This is a genomic window from Actinomadura rugatobispora (assembly GCF_055379765.1).
Window position 1 is genome coordinate 5753680 of the sequence record NZ_AP029191.1, and the last position, 18772, is coordinate 5772451.

General features: G+C 73.6%; 16 protein-coding genes, 1 tRNA gene and 1 riboswitch. Of the genes, 10 read left to right on the forward strand and 7 right to left on the reverse strand.

All coding sequences use genetic code 11. From position 1 onward, the window contains the following. Positions 1-12 precede the first annotated feature (12 nt). From ACZ466_RS25730 to ACZ466_RS25740, 3 genes are all read right to left on the reverse strand, one after another. Positions 13-1041 (reverse strand): CNNM domain-containing protein, encoded by a 1029-nt coding sequence (locus ACZ466_RS25730; RefSeq protein WP_378288233.1) that lies wholly within the window; start codon positions 1039-1041, stop codon positions 13-15. Beyond that, positions 1038-2423, reverse strand: a complete 1386-nt coding sequence (locus ACZ466_RS25735; RefSeq protein WP_378288234.1) for a hemolysin family protein — start codon at positions 2421-2423, stop codon at positions 1038-1040. The genes ACZ466_RS25730 and ACZ466_RS25735 overlap by 4 nt, the downstream gene beginning before the upstream one ends. Before the next feature lie 264 nt (positions 2424-2687). Continuing rightward, positions 2688-2764: transfer RNA gene (locus tag ACZ466_RS25740), tRNA-Thr, on the reverse strand. 404 nt (positions 2765-3168) lie between these two features. Here ACZ466_RS25740 and ACZ466_RS25745 point away from each other — a divergent pair. Then, the gene (locus tag ACZ466_RS25745; RefSeq protein WP_378288235.1) at positions 3169-5253 is read left to right on the forward strand and encodes a S8 family serine peptidase; all 2085 of its coding nucleotides are present in this window, start codon (positions 3169-3171) and stop codon (positions 5251-5253) included. A 121-nt stretch (positions 5254-5374) separates the two neighbouring features. Continuing rightward, positions 5375-5698, forward strand: coding sequence for an SHOCT domain-containing protein (locus ACZ466_RS25750; protein ID WP_378288236.1), 324 nt, complete (start codon positions 5375-5377; stop codon positions 5696-5698). 10 nt (positions 5699-5708) lie between these two features. Here the strand turns inward: ACZ466_RS25750 and ACZ466_RS25755 are convergent, their stop codons facing one another. Continuing rightward, the gene (locus ACZ466_RS25755; protein ID WP_378288237.1) at positions 5709-6308 is read right to left on the reverse strand and encodes a MarR family winged helix-turn-helix transcriptional regulator; all 600 of its coding nucleotides are present in this window, start codon (positions 6306-6308) and stop codon (positions 5709-5711) included. 287 nt (positions 6309-6595) lie between these two features. Here ACZ466_RS25755 and ACZ466_RS25760 point away from each other — a divergent pair, with 287 nt between their 5' ends. The 3 genes from ACZ466_RS25760 (at position 6596) to ACZ466_RS25770 (ending at position 8919) form a co-directional block, all read left to right on the forward strand. Then, positions 6596-6913: a DUF3263 domain-containing protein gene (locus tag ACZ466_RS25760; RefSeq protein ID WP_378288238.1), complete on the forward strand. Its 318-nt coding sequence runs from the start codon at positions 6596-6598 to the stop codon at positions 6911-6913. A 19-nt stretch (positions 6914-6932) separates the two neighbouring features. Continuing rightward, entirely contained in the window at positions 6933-7757 is an 825-nt protein-coding gene (gene otsB, locus ACZ466_RS25765) for a trehalose-phosphatase (protein ID WP_378288239.1), read from the forward strand. Between the two features lie 244 nt (positions 7758-8001). Further along, positions 8002-8919, forward strand: coding sequence for a hypothetical protein (locus tag ACZ466_RS25770; protein WP_378288240.1), 918 nt, complete (start codon positions 8002-8004; stop codon positions 8917-8919). Between the two features lie 112 nt (positions 8920-9031). Here the strand turns inward: ACZ466_RS25770 and ACZ466_RS25775 are convergent, their stop codons facing one another. Both ACZ466_RS25775 and ACZ466_RS25780 read right to left on the reverse strand, forming a co-directional pair. Beyond that, entirely contained in the window at positions 9032-9601 is a 570-nt protein-coding gene (locus ACZ466_RS25775) for a PadR family transcriptional regulator (RefSeq protein ID WP_378288241.1), read from the reverse strand. 244 nt (positions 9602-9845) lie between these two features. Further along, complete coding sequence (locus ACZ466_RS25780) at positions 9846-11981, reverse strand: serine/threonine-protein kinase (protein ID WP_378288242.1); 2136 nt, start codon at positions 11979-11981, stop codon at positions 9846-9848. A gap of 56 nt (positions 11982-12037) precedes the next feature. On the opposite strand from ACZ466_RS25780, the gene ACZ466_RS25785 reads away from it, so the two are divergent. Together ACZ466_RS25785 and ACZ466_RS25790 are read left to right on the forward strand one after the other, a co-directional pair. Next, positions 12038-12589, forward strand: a complete 552-nt coding sequence (locus ACZ466_RS25785) for an RNA polymerase sigma factor (protein ID WP_197015461.1) — start codon at positions 12038-12040, stop codon at positions 12587-12589. Positions 12590-12728: 139 nt separating this feature from the next. Next, positions 12729-13889, forward strand: a complete 1161-nt coding sequence (locus tag ACZ466_RS25790; RefSeq protein WP_378288243.1) for a sulfotransferase family protein — start codon at positions 12729-12731, stop codon at positions 13887-13889. Positions 13890-13898: 9 nt separating this feature from the next. Here the strand turns inward: ACZ466_RS25790 and ACZ466_RS25795 are convergent, their stop codons facing one another. Then, a complete protein-coding gene (locus tag ACZ466_RS25795) occupies positions 13899-15368 on the reverse strand; it encodes an alpha,alpha-trehalose-phosphate synthase (UDP-forming) (RefSeq protein WP_378288244.1) in 1470 nt (489 codons plus the stop codon). A 143-nt stretch (positions 15369-15511) separates the two neighbouring features. Here ACZ466_RS25795 and ACZ466_RS25800 point away from each other — a divergent pair, with 143 nt between their 5' ends. The 3 genes from ACZ466_RS25800 to ACZ466_RS25810 all read left to right on the forward strand — a co-directional run bounded on the left by ACZ466_RS25800 (position 15512) and on the right by ACZ466_RS25810 (position 18613). Next, complete coding sequence (locus tag ACZ466_RS25800) at positions 15512-16507, forward strand: cation diffusion facilitator family transporter (protein WP_378288245.1); 996 nt, start codon at positions 15512-15514, stop codon at positions 16505-16507. A gap of 333 nt (positions 16508-16840) precedes the next feature. Then, positions 16841-16982: riboswitch (SAM riboswitch) on the forward strand. Positions 16983-16997: 15 nt separating this feature from the next. After that, positions 16998-18275 (forward strand): threonine synthase, encoded by a 1278-nt coding sequence (gene thrC, locus ACZ466_RS25805; protein ID WP_378288246.1) that lies wholly within the window; start codon positions 16998-17000, stop codon positions 18273-18275. A gap of 59 nt (positions 18276-18334) precedes the next feature. Beyond that, positions 18335-18613 carry a MoaD/ThiS family protein gene (locus ACZ466_RS25810; RefSeq protein ID WP_378288247.1) on the forward strand — a complete coding sequence of 93 codons (279 nt, stop codon included), beginning with the start codon at positions 18335-18337 and terminating at the stop codon, positions 18611-18613. Positions 18614-18772: the final 159 nt, after the last annotated feature.

The window sequence follows — 18772 nt, forward strand, 5'->3', positions numbered from 1 at the left end:
CGCGGGCCCGGCTCAGCGGGCGGCCGGGAGGGGCCGCGATCCCGCCCGGGAGAACAGGCGGTGGAGGATGTCGGTGATGGTGACCACGCCCAGCACCCGGCCGTCCTGGGTGATCAGCGCCAGCTGGTTGCTGGTCTCGCGCATCTGCGTCAGCGCGCTGTAGACGGGCGTGTCGGCCGGCAGCAGGAACGCCGGCCGGGCCATCCGGCCGATGCCGGCGTCGTCGGGCTCGGTCAGCGTGTCGCGCACGTGGACCACGCCCCAGTCGGTGCCGTCCGCCCGCACCAGGACGCGCAGGTGGCTGGAGGCGTGGCTGGCGGCCTGGACGTCGGCGACGGTGGCCGACGGCGCCACGGCGGTCAGCTCGGCGCCCGTGACGACCAGGTCGCCGATCCGCAGGTCCTGGAGCTCCAGCGCCTCCGACAGCCGCGCCGAATAGGCGGCGTCGAGGGCGCCGACGTTGGCGGAGTGCTCGACCAGATGGCGCAGCGCGTCCGGGTCCTGCCCGGCGGCGACCTGGTCGGCGGGCTCGACGCCGACCTTGCGCAGGCACCAGTTGGCGGCGCTGTTCAGCGCGCGCAGCAGCGGCCTGGTCAGCAGCATGAAGCCGCGCATCGGCAGCGCCAGCAGCGTGGCGGACCGCTCGGGGTGCGCGATCGCCCACGACTTGGGCGCCATCTCGCCGATCACCAGGTGCAGGAACGTGGCGATGATCAGCGCCAGCACGAACCCGGCCACGTCCGCCGCCCACAGGGCCAGCCCCCAGGACTCCAGCAGCGGGGTGAGCCAGTGGTGCATGGCCGGCTTGGTGATCGCGCCCAGCGCCAGCATGCAGGCGGTGATGCCGAGCTGGGCGCCCGCCAGCAGCACGGTCAGCTCGGACGCGCTGCGCAGCGCCGCGCGGGCGGCCCGGCTGGACGGCGCCGCGTCCTCCAGCCGGTGCCGCTTGGCGGCCATCAGCGCGAACTCGATCGCGACGAAGAACGCGCTCGCCGCGATGATCGCGACGGTCGCGGCGAGCACGACCCACGGGTTGCTCAACGTTCCTCACGCTCCCGCCCGGCGGCGTCCTCGGGGCTCCCGGCGACGATCTCCAGCCGGATCGAGGAGGGCACGTGGTTGTCGACCTCCAGCACCTGGACGCGGATGTGCCGCGGCGGCGGATCGTCGCTGCGCGCCAGGTCCGCGGGGTCGTCCGGGAGCCGGATGTCGAGCTCGGCGCCCACCTCGGGCAGCGCGCCGTGCGCGGCGATCACCAGCCCGGCGATGGTCTCGTAGTCGCCCTCGGGCAGCCGGTGGTCGATGGTCCGCTCCACCTCGTCGATGTGGAAGCCGCCCGGGATGATCCAGGCGTTCCCGGCGGCGGTGGCGGTGGGCTCCTCCTCGCCGGTGTCGTGCTCGTCGGTGATCTCGCCGACCAGCTCCTCGGCCAGGTCCTCCAGCGTCAGGACGCCGGCGAACCCGCCGAACTCGTCGATCACGCAGGCCAGCTGCTGCCGCTCCCCGGCCAGCCTGGTCAGCGCGTCGGGCAGCGTCATCAGGGTGGGCAGCACGGTGGCGGGCCGCATGATCGTCGACACCGGGCGGGTGCCGTCGCCCGCGGTCAGCACCTGGTCGAGGTGCACCACGCCGACGACGCGCTCGTCCTCGCCGAGCACGGGGTAGCGCGAGTGGCCGGTGCTCATCGCCCGCCTCACCTCGGCGATCGGCTCGTGCTCGTCGACGGTGTCGACGCGGGAGCGCGGGATCATCGCGTGCTCCACGTCCCGCCGCGGGAAGTCCAGGATCCGGTCCAGCAGCATCGACAGGTCGGGCGGCAGGTCGCCGCTGCGCCGGGAGTCGGCCACGATGTGCTCGAGGTCGCGGTCGGTGGCCGCGTGCTCGACGTCGTGCACCGGCTCGATCCGCAGCAGCCGCAGCAGCAGGTTGGACGACTGGTCGAAGACCCAGATCAGCCAGCCGAACACCTTCAGGTAGATCAGCGTGGACCGGGACAGCCGGCGCGCGACGGGCTCGGGACGGGCGATCGCCAGGTTCTTGGGGAACAGCTCGCCGAACAGCATCTGCACCAGCGTGGACAGCAGGAGCGCGAGGAGCGTCCCGACCGCGACGCCGGTGCCGGCCGGCACGCCCGCGACGCCGAGGACGTCGCCCAGCGCGCGGCCGATCATCGGTTCGGCGACGTATCCGACCAGCAGCCCGGTCACGGTGATGCCCAGCTGGGCGCCCGACAGCATGAACGAGGTGCGCCGGGTGACCGCCAGGGCGCGTCCGGCCGCGGCGTCGCCGCCGCCGGCGCGGGCGTTCAGCCGCGACCGGTCCACGGCCATGTAGGCGAATTCCTGGGCGACGAAGTAGCCGGTCGCGGCGGTGATCACGAGCACCACCGTCACGCCCAGCAGCAGGGACAGCGCGGTGGTCACCGGCGGGCCGCCCGCGGGTCGGGGGCAAGGGTCCGTGCGGGGGTCGGTAGATCGGTTTCCATGGCTCTCTTGGGGCGAACGGGCATCAACGGTGACAACGACACTTGTAATCGCTGTGTTCCCGCGAACCGCTGCGCGACCGCGAACCCACAGGTCACGCCGATACTAACCGCGCCGAGGCCGGATGCCCGCACGCCGCCTGCGGCATCGCCGCCCGGGGGCTGCCGGGCCGAGCCCGAGGACGGGCCGGGAGAAAGGTACTGGTGGAGCCCCCGGCCGGGTTCGAACCGGCGACCTGCCGCTTACAAGGCGGCTGCTCTGGCCAGCTGAGCTACAGGGGCCTGCCGGCGCGGGCGCCGACGGGCTCACAATACCGCTAGCCGCCGGCGCGGCGCGGCCCGTTAAACGCCGGGTGGACGCAGGGCGGCGGCCCGCGCGGCGGGCGCCCGTCGGCCGCGGGGTGAACGGCACGGCGGGTGAACTAGATCACAGAGGCGGCCCGGTCGGGGCAGGTGGCCGTGGGAGCGGAAGGCCCCCGCTGTCCTGGAGCGTGCCCGAATGCGCCGGGTGACCGGGCCCGGACACCGGCCCATGGCACAATGTTGGCTCCTGCCTCACGGGCTCGACGGGGCGGGACGAGGGGCCGCGCCCCAGGGGCCGGTGCGCTCGGTGATCCCGCGGGCGGGTGCCGGCCCGTCGCGGGAGGCTCCACCGACGTACTGCGGCCGGGAGGAGGTGCGCTGGCGTGTCGTATGCCGGTCGTCGTCGCCGATCCGCACGAGCCCGCCGCACCGTCCTGCCCGGCGTCGCGTTCGCCGCCACCACCACCGCCCTCACGCTCGTCGCCGCCTTCGCCGTCCCGGCGGCGATGCTCCCCGACGACACCGCCACCGCCGCGCGGCGGGCCGCCCCCGGCGATCCCGCCCAGCCGGCCGGGGCCGCGCCGGTCGACCAGATCCGCGCCCGCGAGTGGCACCTGAGCGCGATGCGCGTCCCGCGCGCCTGGCGGCTGTCCAAGGGCGCCGGAGTCACCGTGGCCGTGCTCGACACCGGCGTCGACCGCCGCCACCCCGACCTGGTCGGCCGCGTCACCACCGGCCCCGACCTCACCGGCGGCACGCGCCGTCCCGGCGGCAGGTTCTGGGGGCTGCACGGCACCTCGATGGCCAGCATCATCGCCGGGCACGGCAACGGCCCCGGCCAGCAGCGCGGCGTCATCGGCGTCGCCCCCCAGAGCCGGATCCTGTCGATCCGGGTGACCTGGGAGAACGACGACCCGCAGCGCCAGGAGGGCGGCCAGGTCGCCCGCAACCGGGACGCGGTGGCGCAGGGCATCCGGTACGCCGTCGACCACGGCGCCGACATCATCAACATGTCCCTCGGCGGCGGGCGGCTGTTCTACGACGGCAACTCCACCGAGGAGAGCGCGATCCGGTACGCGCTGAGCAGGGGCGTGGTGCTGATCGCCTCGGCCGGCAACGACGGCGCCGGCCCCAACCGCAACAACTTCCCCGCCGCCTACAAGGGCGTGATCGCCGTCGGCGCCCTCGACCGGCGGCTGCGGATGTGGAAGGACAGCAACCGGCGCCCGTACGTGGCCGTCTGCGCGCCCGGCGTCGAGATCGTCAGCGCCGACTCCAGCAGCGGGTACGTCATCGGGACGGGCACCAGCCCCTCCTCGGCCATCGTCGCCGGGGTCGCCGCGCTGGTCCGCGCCCGCCACCCCAGGCTCACCCCGGACGAGGTCCGGCAGGCGCTGGTGAAGGGCGTCGTCCCGAACCGGCCGACCGGCTCGCCCGCCTGCGCGGGGCCGCTGGACGCGGTCCGCGCCCTGGCCGCCGCCGGGCGGATCGAGCAGACCGCGCACGGCCCCGGCGCGAAGCCCGCCGCGACCTCCGCGTCCCCGGCGCCCGCCGTCGAGCCCGCCGAGGAGGACGGCGGGTGGCTGCTGGCCGCGGTGCTCGGGGGCGGTGGGGCGCTCGTCGCCGTCGGGGTGCTGCTGGCCTGGCGCCAGCGCCGCAGGCCCGAGAGCGACTACGACGGCTACGACGACGAGTACGACCGCGACGATCTCGACGACTACGGCCTGGGCGCCCGGCGCCCGTCCCCGCAGGCCGGGGCGGTGGCCGGGCACGGGATGCCACCGCACCGGCAGGCGGCGGCCCCCGTCAACGCGCCGCTCTGGCAGAGCAACGAGGTCTACTCGGGGATGCCGCCCGCCGCGTCCGACCGCGTGGCGGAGGCGCCGCCGTACCGGAACGGCGCGGTCCCGCCCTGGCCGACGCCGCCGCGGACGCCCACCCACGAGCCGCTCCAGGCACCACGGGCCGCGCAGCCGCCGGAGCCTCCGGTGTCGTCGTGGCCGCAGCCGCCCGTTCCCAGCGAGCTGCGCCCGTACCTGCCCGAGCACCCGGCCGGACGCGAGACGAACCGGCATGAGACGAACGGGCACGCCGTCAATGGCTCGCACAACCTCGCGAATCTGAACGGCTCCGGCGCCCCGCCGCCCGCCGCCGGGCCGACGCCCCCGTACGAGGAGCCCGTCCGGTACGAGGAGCCGCCGCCGTACGAGGAGGCGCCCGCGGGCGGTGCCGGGAACACCGACTACACGATCCTCGACGACGAGGAGTGGGAGAGATTCCGGCGCAGCGCGCTCGAAGGCTCCGGTCTCGACGACGAGGACGACCGCGTACCCCAGGAGGAGAAGGGCCCGGGAGACCCGTACCGGCCCCCGCCGCACGACCCTCCGCCGCCCGTACGCCCGGAGGACGAGCACGGCCACCGGCCCCGGTCCGGCGAGGACGGCGATCACCGGTCGCCCTGGTGGTGATCGCGGCGCGGGGCGCGGCGTCCCGCTACTACGGCGGGCGTAGCCGCGGAGTCTCCGGCCGGACGATGCCGCGGGCCTGACCCGTCGCCGAGCATCGACTCATCCGCGAAAGAGGAGGTCGATGACCATGATGACGACGCTGACGGCGCTGGCGGCGCAGGTCCACCCCGGCCCGGGTCCGGGGCCGTGGCACGAGGGCGGGGCGGCCGACGCCCCCGCCTGGTGGCCGGTGTTCCCGATCACCTTCGGGCTGTTCTGGGTGGCCGTGGCGATCGGGGTGTTCTACCTGGTGCGCCGCCGGATCACCGCGAACGCCGCGGCGGCGGCCGCCGCGTCCGACCCGATGACGCGGGCCCGTTCGGTGCTGGCCGAGCGCTTCGCCCGCGGCGAGATCGACGAGGAGGAGTACCAGGCCCGCCTGTCGGCCCTCCGCTACGGGACATGACCCGGGCGGCTCAGTCGGCGATGGCCTCTCTGAAGATCTTGTCGACGCTGTCGGGGTCCATCGGCGCCTGCGCCGCGGCGTCGGCGAACCGGGTCAGCAGGCGGGCGAAGCCGGCGCGCTCCTCGGGGCTCCAGTCGGCCATCAGCTCCGCGAGGTAGGCGCGGCGGAACCGGTCGGCGACCTGCTTGACCCGCACGCCCGCGTCGGTCAGGCCGAGGTTGGCGCGGCGCGCGTCGACGGGGGACGGGCGCCGCGACACCAGGCCCGCGTCGATGGCGTGCCCGACCAGCCGGCTGGCCGTGGACGGGTCGATCTCCAGGCGCTCGGCGACCGCGCCCACGGTGACCTCGTCGCCGGGGCCGGCCGCGGCGGCGTTCAGCGCGGCGACCGCGTGCACCACCATGAGGTTGGACTGCTGCAGCGGCCGGCCGCCCGGACCGGCGGAGGTCTGCGCCCGGATCCGTTTCATCAGATCGGGCTTGACCCAGACGCGCCTGAGATGGAACAGCGCGATGGAGATGTCGGTCACCGGGTCGGGCGCCTGCCCGGCGGGGTCGGAGAACTCCGCGGGCAAGGCGTCCGCCGAGCTGTTCTCCCTGGTCGTTCCCATGGTCTCCCGTTCACCGCGCGTTCGTCGCCCGTGTTGTACCCAGCATGACGCATGTAGCCTGCATGTGTTCAAACGGACCCCGCACTTCCCTGGTTCCCGTCCTTCCGGAAGCGTTACACCCCTTCTCGGGGACGGCCCTGCCCGTTCCGCGCGAACGCCGGACGATGCCGGCGGGGACGCGTAGCATGGCACCGCCGAACCCGGACGACCCGGGATTAGTGACCACAGAGGGGACCTCAATGAGGGAGGCGCCAGGCCCCGGAGAGAGTCCCCGGCAGGACGGAAGCATGAACGATGGCTCAGCCCTGGAACCGGTGACCGAAGGTCTGGAAGCCGACGAAGCCTTCCCGGCCGATCTGCTGTCCGAGCGCGACCGCCAGATCCTCGCCTTCGAGCGTCAGTGGTGGAAGTACGCCGGCGCCAAGGAGCAGGCGATCCGCGAGCTGTTCGACATGTCGGCGACGCGGTACTACCAGCTGCTCAACATCCTCATCGACCGGCCCGAGGCGCTCGAGCACGACCCGATGCTGGTCAAGCGCCTGCGCCGGATGCGCTCGCAGCGACAGCGGCAACGTGCCGCGCGCCGCCTCGGCATCCGGCCCTGACGTGACCAACACTGGTCATGTGAACCCTTCGCATCCCCTCACGGCCGCCGGTGCCGCCGGCCTCGACGCCCTCCGTGACGACCCGGCCCGGGCCGTGCTCGGTTTCGACTTCGACGGCACGCTCGCGCCGATCGTGGACGATCCGGCCGCGGCCCGCGCCCACCCCGAGGCGGCCCCCGCCCTGGCCGGCCTGGCGCCGCGCGTCGGCGCGCTGGTCATCATCACCGGCCGGCCCGCCGCCGTGGCGGTGGAGTACGGCGGGTTCGCGGGCATCGACGGGCTCGTGGTGCTCGGCCAGTACGGCCTGGAACGCTGGGAGTCGGGCGAGCTGACCGTGCCCGAGCCCCCGCCCGGCGTGGCCGAGGCCCGCGCCAAGGTGCCCGAGATCCTGAAGGCGTCCGGCGCGCCCGCCGAGGTCTTCGTCGAGGACAAGGGGCAGGCGCTGGCCGTGCACACCCGCCGGTGCGCCGAGCCCCAGGTCGCGCTCGAACGCCTCCGCGGCCTCCTGGACGCGCTGGCCGAGCGTGCCGGTCTGGTGGTGGAGCCCGGCCGGTTCGTCCTGGAGTTGCGGCCGCCCGGCATGGACAAGGGCAGGGCGCTGCGCGACTTCGTCGACGGGCTGCGGCCCGGGGGCGGCGGCCCGTCCGCGGTGCTGTTCGCCGGGGACGACCTGGGCGATCTGGCCGCGTACGACGCCGTCGACGCCTACCGTGCCGAGGGGGTGCCCGGGGTCAAGGTCTGCAGCGGCTCGGCCGAGGTGACCGCCCTGGCCGAACGCGCCGACCTCGTGGTCGACGGCCCCGCCGGGGTGGTCGGCCTCCTGGGGACGCTCCTCCCCGCCTGAGCACCGCCCGCTCTCTACCCCTGACGCCCGCCCGGTGGATTTGTCGGATCCGCACAAGAGTGAAATGTGCGATTGGCGTTTTTTGCGTTACTTCGGGGGGTCGTGCAGGTGAAGAGTGCTGACTGCGCAAGACTGTGCGCTGTCGGGGGGAGAGGAAGAGGAGCGTGAGGTGGACACGGAGCCGGGAACGCCGAGCCTGCCTGAAGATCCGCGCCGTCGGCCGCGAGGCCCTGACCAGCGGCGGGTGACACCGCCCGTCCCTCCCGCGCGGCGCGCCCGCCCGTCCAGCGCGCTCGGCGCCCGCGAGACCAGCGGCGTCCAGGTGCGCCTGGGCACGCGCGGAGGACGCGGCCAGAAGAACCGCGGCCGCGACCGTTCGCGTGACCATGCTCCCGCCGTCCCACCGCGGCAGCCGCCCCCGGGGTGGCCGGGCGACCCCGGGCCCGGGCCGGGGCCCCGCCCGCGGAGGCGGCGGCGCAAGACGTTCGCGGTCGCCGGACTGGTGTCGGGCATCGCCGCCGCCGCGCTGGTCGCCGGCGCGATCGTGCTGCTGCCCAGGTCGACGGGCGTGGAGGTCAGGCCGGAGCCGCAGTCGGTCGGCGGCACCTCCGGAACCGGCTCGGGCACCGCTCCGGGCACCGGTTCCAAGGGACGGCCGCCGCGCACGGGCACGCCGGTCGAGGTCGGCACCGCCGACGGGTCCCGGTACCGGATCGCGGCCGTCACGGCGGGCGCCGACGATGGCGGCGTGGCGCCCCAGCAGTCCTCGGCGCCGGTGCGCGCGTCCTCCCCGTACATCGACTACGTGCTGACCAACCCGTCGCGGCAGCGGGTGCTGCTGGACTTCCCCGGCGACGTCTTCCTCCGCCGCGCCCTGGTGGCGCCGCAGGCCCGCGGCCGCTGCATGTGGCAGGCCGGGGTGCCCGAGACCATGTGCACGCCGCCGATCAGGAGCGAGGTCGTCCGGACGCTCTCCGGCGGGCGGCTGGAGCCGGGCGACGGCGGCGACAGGTACATGCCGCCCGGAGCGTCCTATCTCGTACGGGCGACGGTGGACGTGCCGGTCGCCAAGGGGATCAGGCGGTCCGACCTGCGCCTCTACATCTGGAAGCAGCTCTACATGGCGGACCGGCTGGCCAAGGAGGCGCCCTTCCCGCGCTGACCGCCGCCCGCGCTCCGCGAACGAGCACGGAAGGGCCCGGGCCGCATGGCCCGGGCCCTTCGCGCGTCGAGTCCCCGGTGGACGCCGGGCCCGGCGGCCCGGCGCGAGGTGATCACTCGGCTTCGGGGTCGTCGGCGAGGATGCCGTACAGCCGGCGGCGGGCGTCGTTGACGACGTCCAGCGCGCGGGCCTTCTGGCTCTCGCTGCCGACGCTCATGACCTGGTGCAGGGCTCCCATCAGCTGCCCCACGGCCTCGCGTCCGCGCAGCGCGTTCTCGCCCGCGGCCTCGGTGACCTCCTCCCAGGGCGCGGCGGGCTGCGCGGCGACCTCCTCGCGGCCGCTCTCGCTCAGCGCGAACAGCCGCTTGCCGCCCTGCTCCTGGCTGGTGACCCGGCCCTCGTCCTCCAGCATCTGGAGCGTCGGGTAGACCGAGCCGGGGCTCGGACGCCAGACGCCGCCGGTGCGCTCGTCGAGTTCCTGGATCATCTCGTAGCCGTGCATGGGCCGCTCGGCCAGGAGGGCCAGCAGCGCGGCCCGGACGTTGCCGCGCCGGGTGCGCCGGCCGCGGCCGCCGCGTCCCCGGCCGCCGTGGTGGCCGAAGCCGGGCCCGCCGCCCCAGGGGCCGAACGGGTCGCCGCGGCGGGGCCGCTCCTCCGAGGTGATGAATCGTGCGTGTCTCATCGCAGTCTCCTCTGATCTGATCGGTTGCGATGCATTAACGATATATCGGTGAACGCTCGCGATGCAACTCCGAGACGGGGAGAGGGCGTGAGAGGGCGCACAGCGGACAGCATGCGGTGGCAGAGGGCGGTGTGCGGCGCAGTGTGCGCGCAGGGCACACCGCAGGCCGGACGATCAGCAGGGGAGCAGCGCTCGACCCCGCTGCCCGCGGCGAGACGCGATCAGGGAGCGGTGCGAGGCTCGATCAGGGAGCGGCGAGCTTGAGGTTGTCCAGGATGTCCTTGGTGGCGTTCCGGTTGTCGGTCTCCTTGACCCGGACCCACGCCCCGAACTTGCCGCTCTTGTCGCGCAGCCCGACCTCCACGACCGTCGGGGTACCGGCCTGGCAGCCGGTGTACCGGGTGATCGTGCCGGTCAGCGCCTTGTCGGGGGAGGTGTAGTTCTCCGGGGTCCCCTTGGTGCAGGTGCCGTGGCGGGTCGCGCTCGGCGGCGGCAGCTTGCCGGCGGTCAGGTCGGTGGTGAGGCCGATGAAGACGCCGGGGGTCTTGCCGTCGCCCACGAACCCCTGGACGCTCGGGGTGGCGCGGAGCACCGGCCGGGGCTGCTGGTCGGCCAGCCCGACGGTCGACGGGGGCCAGGTGGACTCCTGCCCGCGCGGCCAGACCTTCGGCACCGCCGCCCTGATCTTGCCGCTGGCGTCGGCGAGCTGGACGAAGTCCTTCGGCACGGCCGGCTTCTCCGGCCCCGTCGGCTTGTCCTCCCCGTTCAGCACCGTGCCGAGCGCCAGCCCGCCGACCAGGGCGATCGCCAGCACCACCGCGCCGATGATCAGCGGCGCCCTGTTCTTCTTGCCGCCCGGCCCCGCGGTGCCGCCGGGACGCCCGGGCAGGCCGATCTTCTTGAGCCGTCCCTTCAGGCCGCCCTCGGACGGCGTGCCGCCCTGCGGCGGAGGAGGCTGGAACCCCGTGGGAAGCGGCCCCTGCACAGGCCCAGGACCGGGGCCAGGACCGGGGCCAGGACCCTGCCCCTGGGGAGGGCCGCCCGTGGGGCCCTGAACGGGGAAGACCGCGGTCTTCCCGTCCTCCGGCGGCTGCGGTCCCTGCGGCCCCTGGGGGCCTTGGGGTCCATGCGGGGGCTGCGGCATGGGGAGCGAGACCGTACGGCCGTCGTCCACGTCTCCCTGCGAAGGGGGAGGGGGCTGGCGGTACTGGCTGCTCGGGTGGTCGACGACCGTCTGGTCCTGGTCGTCGACGAACGTCCTCGGGTTCTGGCTCTGGCTCGGCGGGGGCGACATCTCCGAGGTACGGAGCGAATCCTCCGACCTCGGGGCGTCCTCGCGCGTGGGCGGCTCCGGGGCGGGATACCCGGGAGGCTGGGACGGGGGAGGCTGCTGGTAACCCTGCCCCTGCTGCGGCGGAGGCGGAGGGCCGGGACGACCATGGCCGGTCGGCGGCGGGGGCGGCCCCTGGCTCGGCCCCTGCGAGTAGGAAGGCGGGTAGAACTGGTCCTGAATCGTCTGCGGCGCCTCTGGCTCCACGGGCGGGGGCGGGGGCGTGGGCCGGATCGGCTGCGAGGCGGAGGGCGTCACGGTCGGCCGCAGCGTCGACAGGGCCTCCGCGAACGCCTCGGCGGTAGGCCAGCGCTTCTCACGCTCGACTTCGAGCGCCCGCAGGACGACCTGGTCGAACGCGGGCGGCAGATCCTCCCGCAGCGAACTCGGCGCGACCCGTACCGGCGGCGGCCCCGGCGGACGGCCGGTGAGCATGTGGTAGGTGAGCGCCCCCAGGCCGTACACGTCGGCCCGCACGTCCAGACCGCCCCCGAACCGCGCCTGCTCGGGCGACATGTACCCGGGGGTGCCGACCGGGAGGGTGAACGCGCCCGAGGCGTGCGCGAGCGCCTTGGCCAGCCCGAGATCGGCGATCAGGAGCCGCTCCCCGCCGTCCGGAGCCGACTGGAACAGCACGTTGGACGGCTTGAGGTCACGGTGGATCACCCCGAGGGTGTTGATCACCTCGACCCCGTAGGCGATCTCCTCGGCGAGCGCAAGGGCCTGGGCGACCGGAAGTGGCCGTTCTCGCATCCGGTCGGCCAGTGTCCCGCGGTCGGCGTACGACATGACGAAGTAGGGCCGTCCGTCCGGCAGTTCGCCGATGTCGTGCACCCGCACGAGCCGCGCCGAGTCCGCGCGGCGGAGGATCCGCGCCTCCTCCAGGAAGCGATTGCGCACGTCGAGGTCGTCGATCAGGCTTCCGGACAGCACCTTGATCGCGACGTGGGAGTCGAGGGCGTCGTCGTGGCCCAGCCACACCGAGGCGAACGCCCCCGAGCCGAGGACGCGATCGATTCGGTAACGGCCGACCGTAGGAGGGAAGGACACTCCCGTATCATGCCCAACAAACGGGGAGTGTGTGCGAACGAGCATGGGGCGCGGCGATGGCATTCGATGAGAGGACCGAGGAGCTGGCCGTCAAGGCCGCCCAGGGAGACCAGGCGGCCCTCAACGAGCTGCTCGGCAAGATCCAGCCGGACGTGCTGCGGCACAGCTCGCGCTTCCTGCCCTGCCGGCAGGACGCCGAGGAGGCCTGCCAGGACGCGCTGCTGCAGGTGGCGCGCAACATCCACCGCTTCGAGGGGCGGTCCAGGTTCTCCACCTGGCTGCACGTCGTGGTGGCGAACTCGGCCCGTTCCACGTACCGCTCGCTGAAGCGGCGGTCGGTGGAGCAGGCGGGCGAGCTGCCCCAGCAGCGCCCCGACCCGCGCCGTACCAGCGTCATCGCGGGTTCCCGCGTCGACATCCTGGACGCCATGGAGGACCTGGAGGCCCGCAAGCCGGACCTGATCCAGGCGCTGGTGCTGCGCGACGTCTCCCAGCTGGAGTACGCGGAGATCGCCGAGCAGCTCAAGCTGCCGCTCGGCACGGTCAAGTCGCGGATCCACGAGGCGCGCAAGCAGGTGCGGCAGACCTTGGGCGAGTCCTACACCTGAGGGGCGGCTGAGGGAGCGGTACGGGCCGGGGCCGGGGCGTCAAGCAACGGCAAGTCCCGGGCAACCGTCTGCCAGGCGGCGGACGGGGTGCCGGGGCGTCCGCCAGCATGCGTTCATGCTCTCCTCAACCACGGCAGGCATGAGCAGCCTGGGCCTGGACGATCCGTTCCCGGGCGGCCTCGGCCTGGACGGCCCGTCCGACCGGCCGGTGTTCGTCATCGGATGTCCCCGATCCGGAACCACGCTGCTCCAGCTGATGCTGCACTCCCATCCGCGGATCGCGATCCCGGCGGAGAACCGGTTCCTGCTCGCGGCCTACACCGCGCGGTGCGAGTTCGGTGACCTGGAGGACAGGGACAACAGGCTTGCGCTGGCGGAGTGGATCACCGGGCGGGAGGCGGGCCGGTTCGGCGATCTCGGCCTGGACGCGGCGGCGGTGACCGAGGAGATCGTCGAGGGGCCGCCCACGCTCGGCTCCGCGCTGGGCATCGTGTTCCGCGCGTACGCCCGCCGGTTCGGCAGGCAGCGCTGGGGCGACAAGCGGCCCGGCCACGTCCGGTACGCGGGCACGCTGCTGCGGCTGTTCCCGGACGCCCAGTTCGTGCATCTCATCCGGGACGGCCGGGACTGCGTGGCCTCGCTCAAGGAGATGCCCTGGTTCCGGAAGGACGTCTACCACGCCGTGGCGATGTGGCGGGAGGCGATCGACGCGGGCCGCGGGCTGGCCGCGTGGCTCGGCCCCGACGCCTACTACGAGCTGCAGTACGAGCGGCTCGTCGCCGACCCCGTGGAGGAGCTGGCCAGCCTGTGCGAGTTCCTCGGCGAGGACTTCCACCCGGCGATGATCGAGCCGCAGGACCCGGCGCCGTGGGTCGTCCCGAGCCAGAAGGTGTGGCACGACCTGACCCTGTCGCCGGTCGGCACGGCCCGGGTCGGCGCCTGGGCCGGACGGCTGGAGCCGTGGGAGGCGGGCCTGGCGGAGGCCGCGTTCGGCGAGCGGCTCGCCGAGTACGGCTACGAGCCCGGCGACGAGGCGTGCCGCCCGTCCGCCAGGCAGTTCGCCACGTTCACGAAGATCAGCGCGCATCGGAGGCTGGCGCACCGCAAGGCCGACCTGCAGGAGCGCAGGCGGCGCCGCCGCGAACCCAACCCGGTCCGCTGCCTGCTTCCCGCGGCCACCGGCCCGCAGGTGCCTCCGGCGGCCGCCGCGCCGCTCGTGCCCGCGCCCCGCGCTCCAGAAGCACCGGCCGTCCCCGCCCCACGCATACCCGCCCCACGTGTCCCCGACCGCTTCGCGTAGCGCGAGGGGTCAGTCGAGGGCGGCGAGCTGGTCGGCGAACCAGCGCTGCGGCGGAAGCGCGGTCGCCGCGTCCGCCAGGCGCCGGGAGCGCGCGGCGCGCTCCTCGCCCGGCATGAGGAGGGCCCGGTGCAGTGCCTCGGCGGTCTGCGACACGTCGTACGGGTTGACCATGAGCGCGTCGCCGGCGAGTTCGGCCGCCGCGCCCGCCTCCCGTGACAGCACCAGCGCGCAGCCGCGCTCCGACACGACCGGGCCCTCCTTGGCGACCAGGTTCATGCCGTCGCGGATCGGGTTGACCAGCAGCACGTCCGCCAGGCCGTAGGCCGCCAGCGAGCGCGGATAGTCGTCGTTCACCTGGAGGATCAGCGGCTCCCAGGATGGGGTGCCGAACTCCTCGGAGATCCGCGCGGCCGTCCGCCGCACCGCCGCCGTGTACTCCCGGTACGCGGGAAGGTCGTACCGGGAGGGGTAGGCGAACGCCAGGTGCACGACCCGGCCCCGCCATTCGGGGTGGTCGACCAGCAGCTCCCGGTACGCGGCCAGGCCCCGGACGATGTTCTTCGACAGCTCGGTCCGGTCGATCCGCACGATCAGCTTCCGGTCGCCGACCTGCTCGCGCAGTGCCAGCGAACGGGCTGCGACGTCCGGCTCGGCGGCCCGCCGCCGCAGCGACTCACCGTCCACGCCCAGGCCGTGCACGCCGATCGTGGTGGTGCGGCCGCCGCGGGTCACCGTACGGGCGGCGCGGTCGATCTTGACGCCCGGCAGCCGCGCCGCGCAGCAGTCCAGGAACGCCTCCGCCCACCGGTCGCACAGGAACGCCGCGTGGTCGGCGCCCAGGATGCCGTCCAGCACCCGCTCGCCGATGCCGTCGGGCAGCAGGCCGTAGTACTCGGGCGGGGCCCACGGGGTGTGCGAGAAGTGCACGATCCTCAGGTCGGGCCGCCGGTCGCGCAGCATCCGCGGGGCCAGCGACAGGTGGTAGTCCTGGATCGCGGCCTTGGCGCCGGGCGCGGCGTCGCGGGCGAGGGCGTCGGCGAAGGCCGCGTTGTACGCCTCGTACGACTGCCAGTCGCGCCGTGCCTTCGCGTCGAAGTGCGGCGCGCTGGGGGTGTCGTACAGCAGGTGGTGGACGAACCACAGCGTCGCGTTGGCCACGCCGTTGTACGCGCGGTCGAAGGTCGCGGCGGGGATGTCGAGCATCCGCACGGCGGCGCGGCCCACGTCGTGCCCGGCCAGGTCGAGCCGTCCGTCCGGGGCGCGGCGCGAGGCGGTGCGGTCGCCCACGCCGAGGGCCGCGCACACCCACAGCACCTCGGGGGCCTTCTCGCCGTCCGTGGTCGTCGCGGTGCCCGCCTCCGTCACGCCGGCCAGCCCCGACACGAGCCCGCCGCCCCCGCGCCGCATGGTCAGCGCACCGTCGTCCGACAGCGAGAACGACACCGGACCCCGGTTCGACGCCACCAGCACTTGGCTCATACCGGCAGGGTCTCAGTTGCGAACCGCGCCCATCAAAGTGGCCCGGAGGAAACCACCATGTCGCCCGCCGGGTACTTCGGCGGGCGGCCACGGGAGGCCGCGGGCCGCCGGTTAACCGACGCGCCGTCGGGTACCGGTCGCGGATGAGCAGGTCCGAGACCACCAAAACCGTGCTCGTCGCGGGGACGGCCAACCTCATCCTGGCCGTCACCAAGCTGCTCGCCGGAGTCGTGTCCGGGTCGAGCGCCATGCTGGCCGAGGGCGCGCACTCGGTCGCCGACACCCTCAACCAGGGGTTCCTGCTGGCCTCGCTGCGGCGCAGCGCGCGCCCGCCCGACCGGCGCCACCCGTTCGGGTACGGCAACGAGCGCTACTTCTGGTCGCTGCTGGCCGCGTTCGGGATCTTCGTCGCGGGGGCCGGTTACTCGATCTTCGAGGGCGTCCTGACAATCACCGGCCACGAGGCCGGCGGCGGGGAGAGCGTCTGGCTGGCGTTCACCGTGCTGGGACTGGCGGCGCTGCTGGAGGGCACCTCCTGGCTGCGGGCGTACGTGCAGGCCCGCCGGGAGACCAGGGACAGCGGCCGGGACCTGGTGGAGCACGTGCGGCGGACCCCGGACGTGACGTTCAAGGCGGCGCTGTTCGAGGACACCGCCGCGATGATCGGCCTGACGTTCGCCGCCGCCGGGCTGGCGCTGCGCGAGATCACCGGCTCGGTGTTCTGGGACGGCCTCGCCTCCATCATGATCGGGCTGCTGCTGGTCGTGGTGGCGTTCGCGCTGGGCCGCGACAGCCGCAACCTGCTGATCGGGCAGTCGGTCGAGCCGGAGACCCAGCGCCGGATCCGCGCCGAGATCGCCTCGGCGCCCGGCGTGACCGGCGTGAACGAGCTGTTCACCATGCACTTCGGCCCGGACGAGGTGCTGGTGGCCGCCAAGGTGCACTTCTCCGACGAGATCAGCGCCGACGAGGCCGAGGACATCGCGGGCGAGATCGACCGGCGGCTCCAGGAGGACCTCCCGATCGTCCGGCACGTCTTCCTCGACCCGACGCAGAGCGAGGCCACGACCGCCGCCCGGGCCGAGGCGGCCCGCCGCCACCGGGCGCGCCTCCGCCGGGGCCGCCGCCCCGTCGGCTGACCCCCCGGACGGGCGATCAAGGTCAAAGAGAAGAATGATCAAGGTCGAGGCCGGGTAACGTCTCATCGGGTGAGACCCGCCTGTCTGGCAACCGGTCAGATCATGTAAAGTCACGCAGAGAACCCGATACCGCCCAGTCGGTGGTGGGGTTCTGGTGTATCCATAACCCATAACTTCATAACGCTCATCCAGAGGGGTGCAGGGAGCACAGTGGCCAAAGGGCCGGTCTTCCAGCTCAGCCCCACACAACTTCATAACGCTCAACCAGAGGGGTGCAGGGAGCACAGTGGCCAAAGGGCCGGTCTTCCAGCTCAGCCCCACACAACTTCATAACGCTCATCCAGAGGGGTGGAGGGACCGGCCCTGCGAAGCCCCGGCAACCACCTGGTTCGTACGCGCTCGCGATCCTGCGGGGCCGACCGGGAGATGGTGCCAACTCCGGCCTGTGACCAAGGTGGCACAGGGAAGATGGGGAGAAAGGCCTCGCTCCATGGCACTCACGCCTGCCAGCACGAACTCCGCCCGCTCCGGCGACCCCTCCGTGAACCTCGGCCCAGCGACCGCCCTGACGTGCCGCGAATGCGGGCACAGCAGGGAGCTCGGCCCGTTCTACGCCTGTGAGGAGTGTTTCGGCCCCCTGGAGATCTCCTACGACTTCGGGGGAGTCACCCGCGAGGGCATCGAGGCGGGGCCGCGCAACATCTGGCGCTACCGCGGGCTGCTGCCGGTGCCGTCCAACGTCGCCGAGACGCCCAACACCGAGCCCGGCCTGACCCGGCTGGTCCGGGCCGACCAGCTGGCCGAGTCGCTGGGGCTGTCGCGGCTCTGGGTGAAGGACGACAGCGGCAACCCGACGCACTCGTTCAAGGACCGCGTGGTCGCGGTGGCGCTGGCGGCGGCCCGCGAGCTGGGCTTCAAGGTGCTGGCCTGCCCGTCCACCGGCAACCTCGCCAACGCGGTCGCCGCGGCGGCGGCCCGGGCCGGGATCCGCAGCGCGGTGTTCGTGCCGTCCGACCTGGAACAGCAGAAGATCATCACCACCGCGGTGTACGCCGGCACGTTCATCACCGTGGACGGCAACTACGACGACGTCAACCGGCTGGCCTCGGAGATCGCCGGCGAGCAGGAGGACTGGGCGTTCGTCAACGTGAACGTGCGCCCCTACTACGCCGAGGGCTCCAAGACCCTGGGCTACGAGATCGCCGAGCAGCTCGGCTGGCGGCTCCCGGACCAGATCGTCGTCCCGGTGGCGTCCGGCTCCCAGCTCACCAAGATCGACAAGGCGTTCCAGGAGCTGATCAAGCTCGGGCTGGTCGAGGAGAAGCCGTACAAGGTCTTCGGCGCCCAGGCCGCCGGCTGCGACCCGGTGTCCGCGGCGTTCAAGGCCGGGCACGACGTCGTACGGCCGGTCAAGCCGTCCACGATCGCCAAGTCGCTGGCGATCGGCAACCCGGCCGACGGCCCCTACGTGCTGGACGTGGTCCGGCGCACCGGCGGCGCGGTCGAGGACGTCACCGACGCGCAGGTGGTCGAGGGCATCCGGCTGCTGGCCCGCACCGAGGGCATCTTCGGCGAGACCGCGGGCGGGGTCACCGTGGCCACGCTGCGCAAGCTGGTGGAGAGCGGCGCGCTGGACCCGTCCGCCGAGACCGTCATCATCAACTCCGGTGACGGGCTCAAGACGCTGGACGCCATCTCCGGCGAGGTGGGGCCGAGCGCCAACATCGCGCCGTCGCTGGAGGCGTTCCGCGCCTCGGGTCTCGCCTGACCCGCCGTACCGTCGTCGTAGGTCCTGTCCGATCCAGAGAGCATCTTGGAGAGCCAGCAATGAGCACCGTGTCCGTGCGGATCCCGACGATCCTCCGGAACCTGACCGGCGGCGAGGCCGAGGTCAAGGCCGAGGGCGCCACGCTGCGCGCGGTGGTGGCCGACCTGGAGGCCAACCACCCCGGCATCGCGGCCCGCGTCCTGGACGACAACGGCAAGATCCGGCGCTTCGTCAACGTGTACGTGGGCGACGAGGACGTGCGGTTCGCCGAGGGGCTGGACACCCCGACCCCCGAGGGCGCCCAGGTCTCGATCATCCCGGCCGTCGCCGGCGGCTGACCGGTGGGGGGGCCTCCCGAACGGGAAGCCCCTAATGCCGTACTTCTGAGGCCCCTTTTCACGGGTGTGCCCGGGTGGCGATCGTCGTCGCTCTCCGAGAACACCCGTGAAAGGGGGCTTTTGTCCTGCTAGGCCGGGTAAAGGGTTGGCATGGGAGTT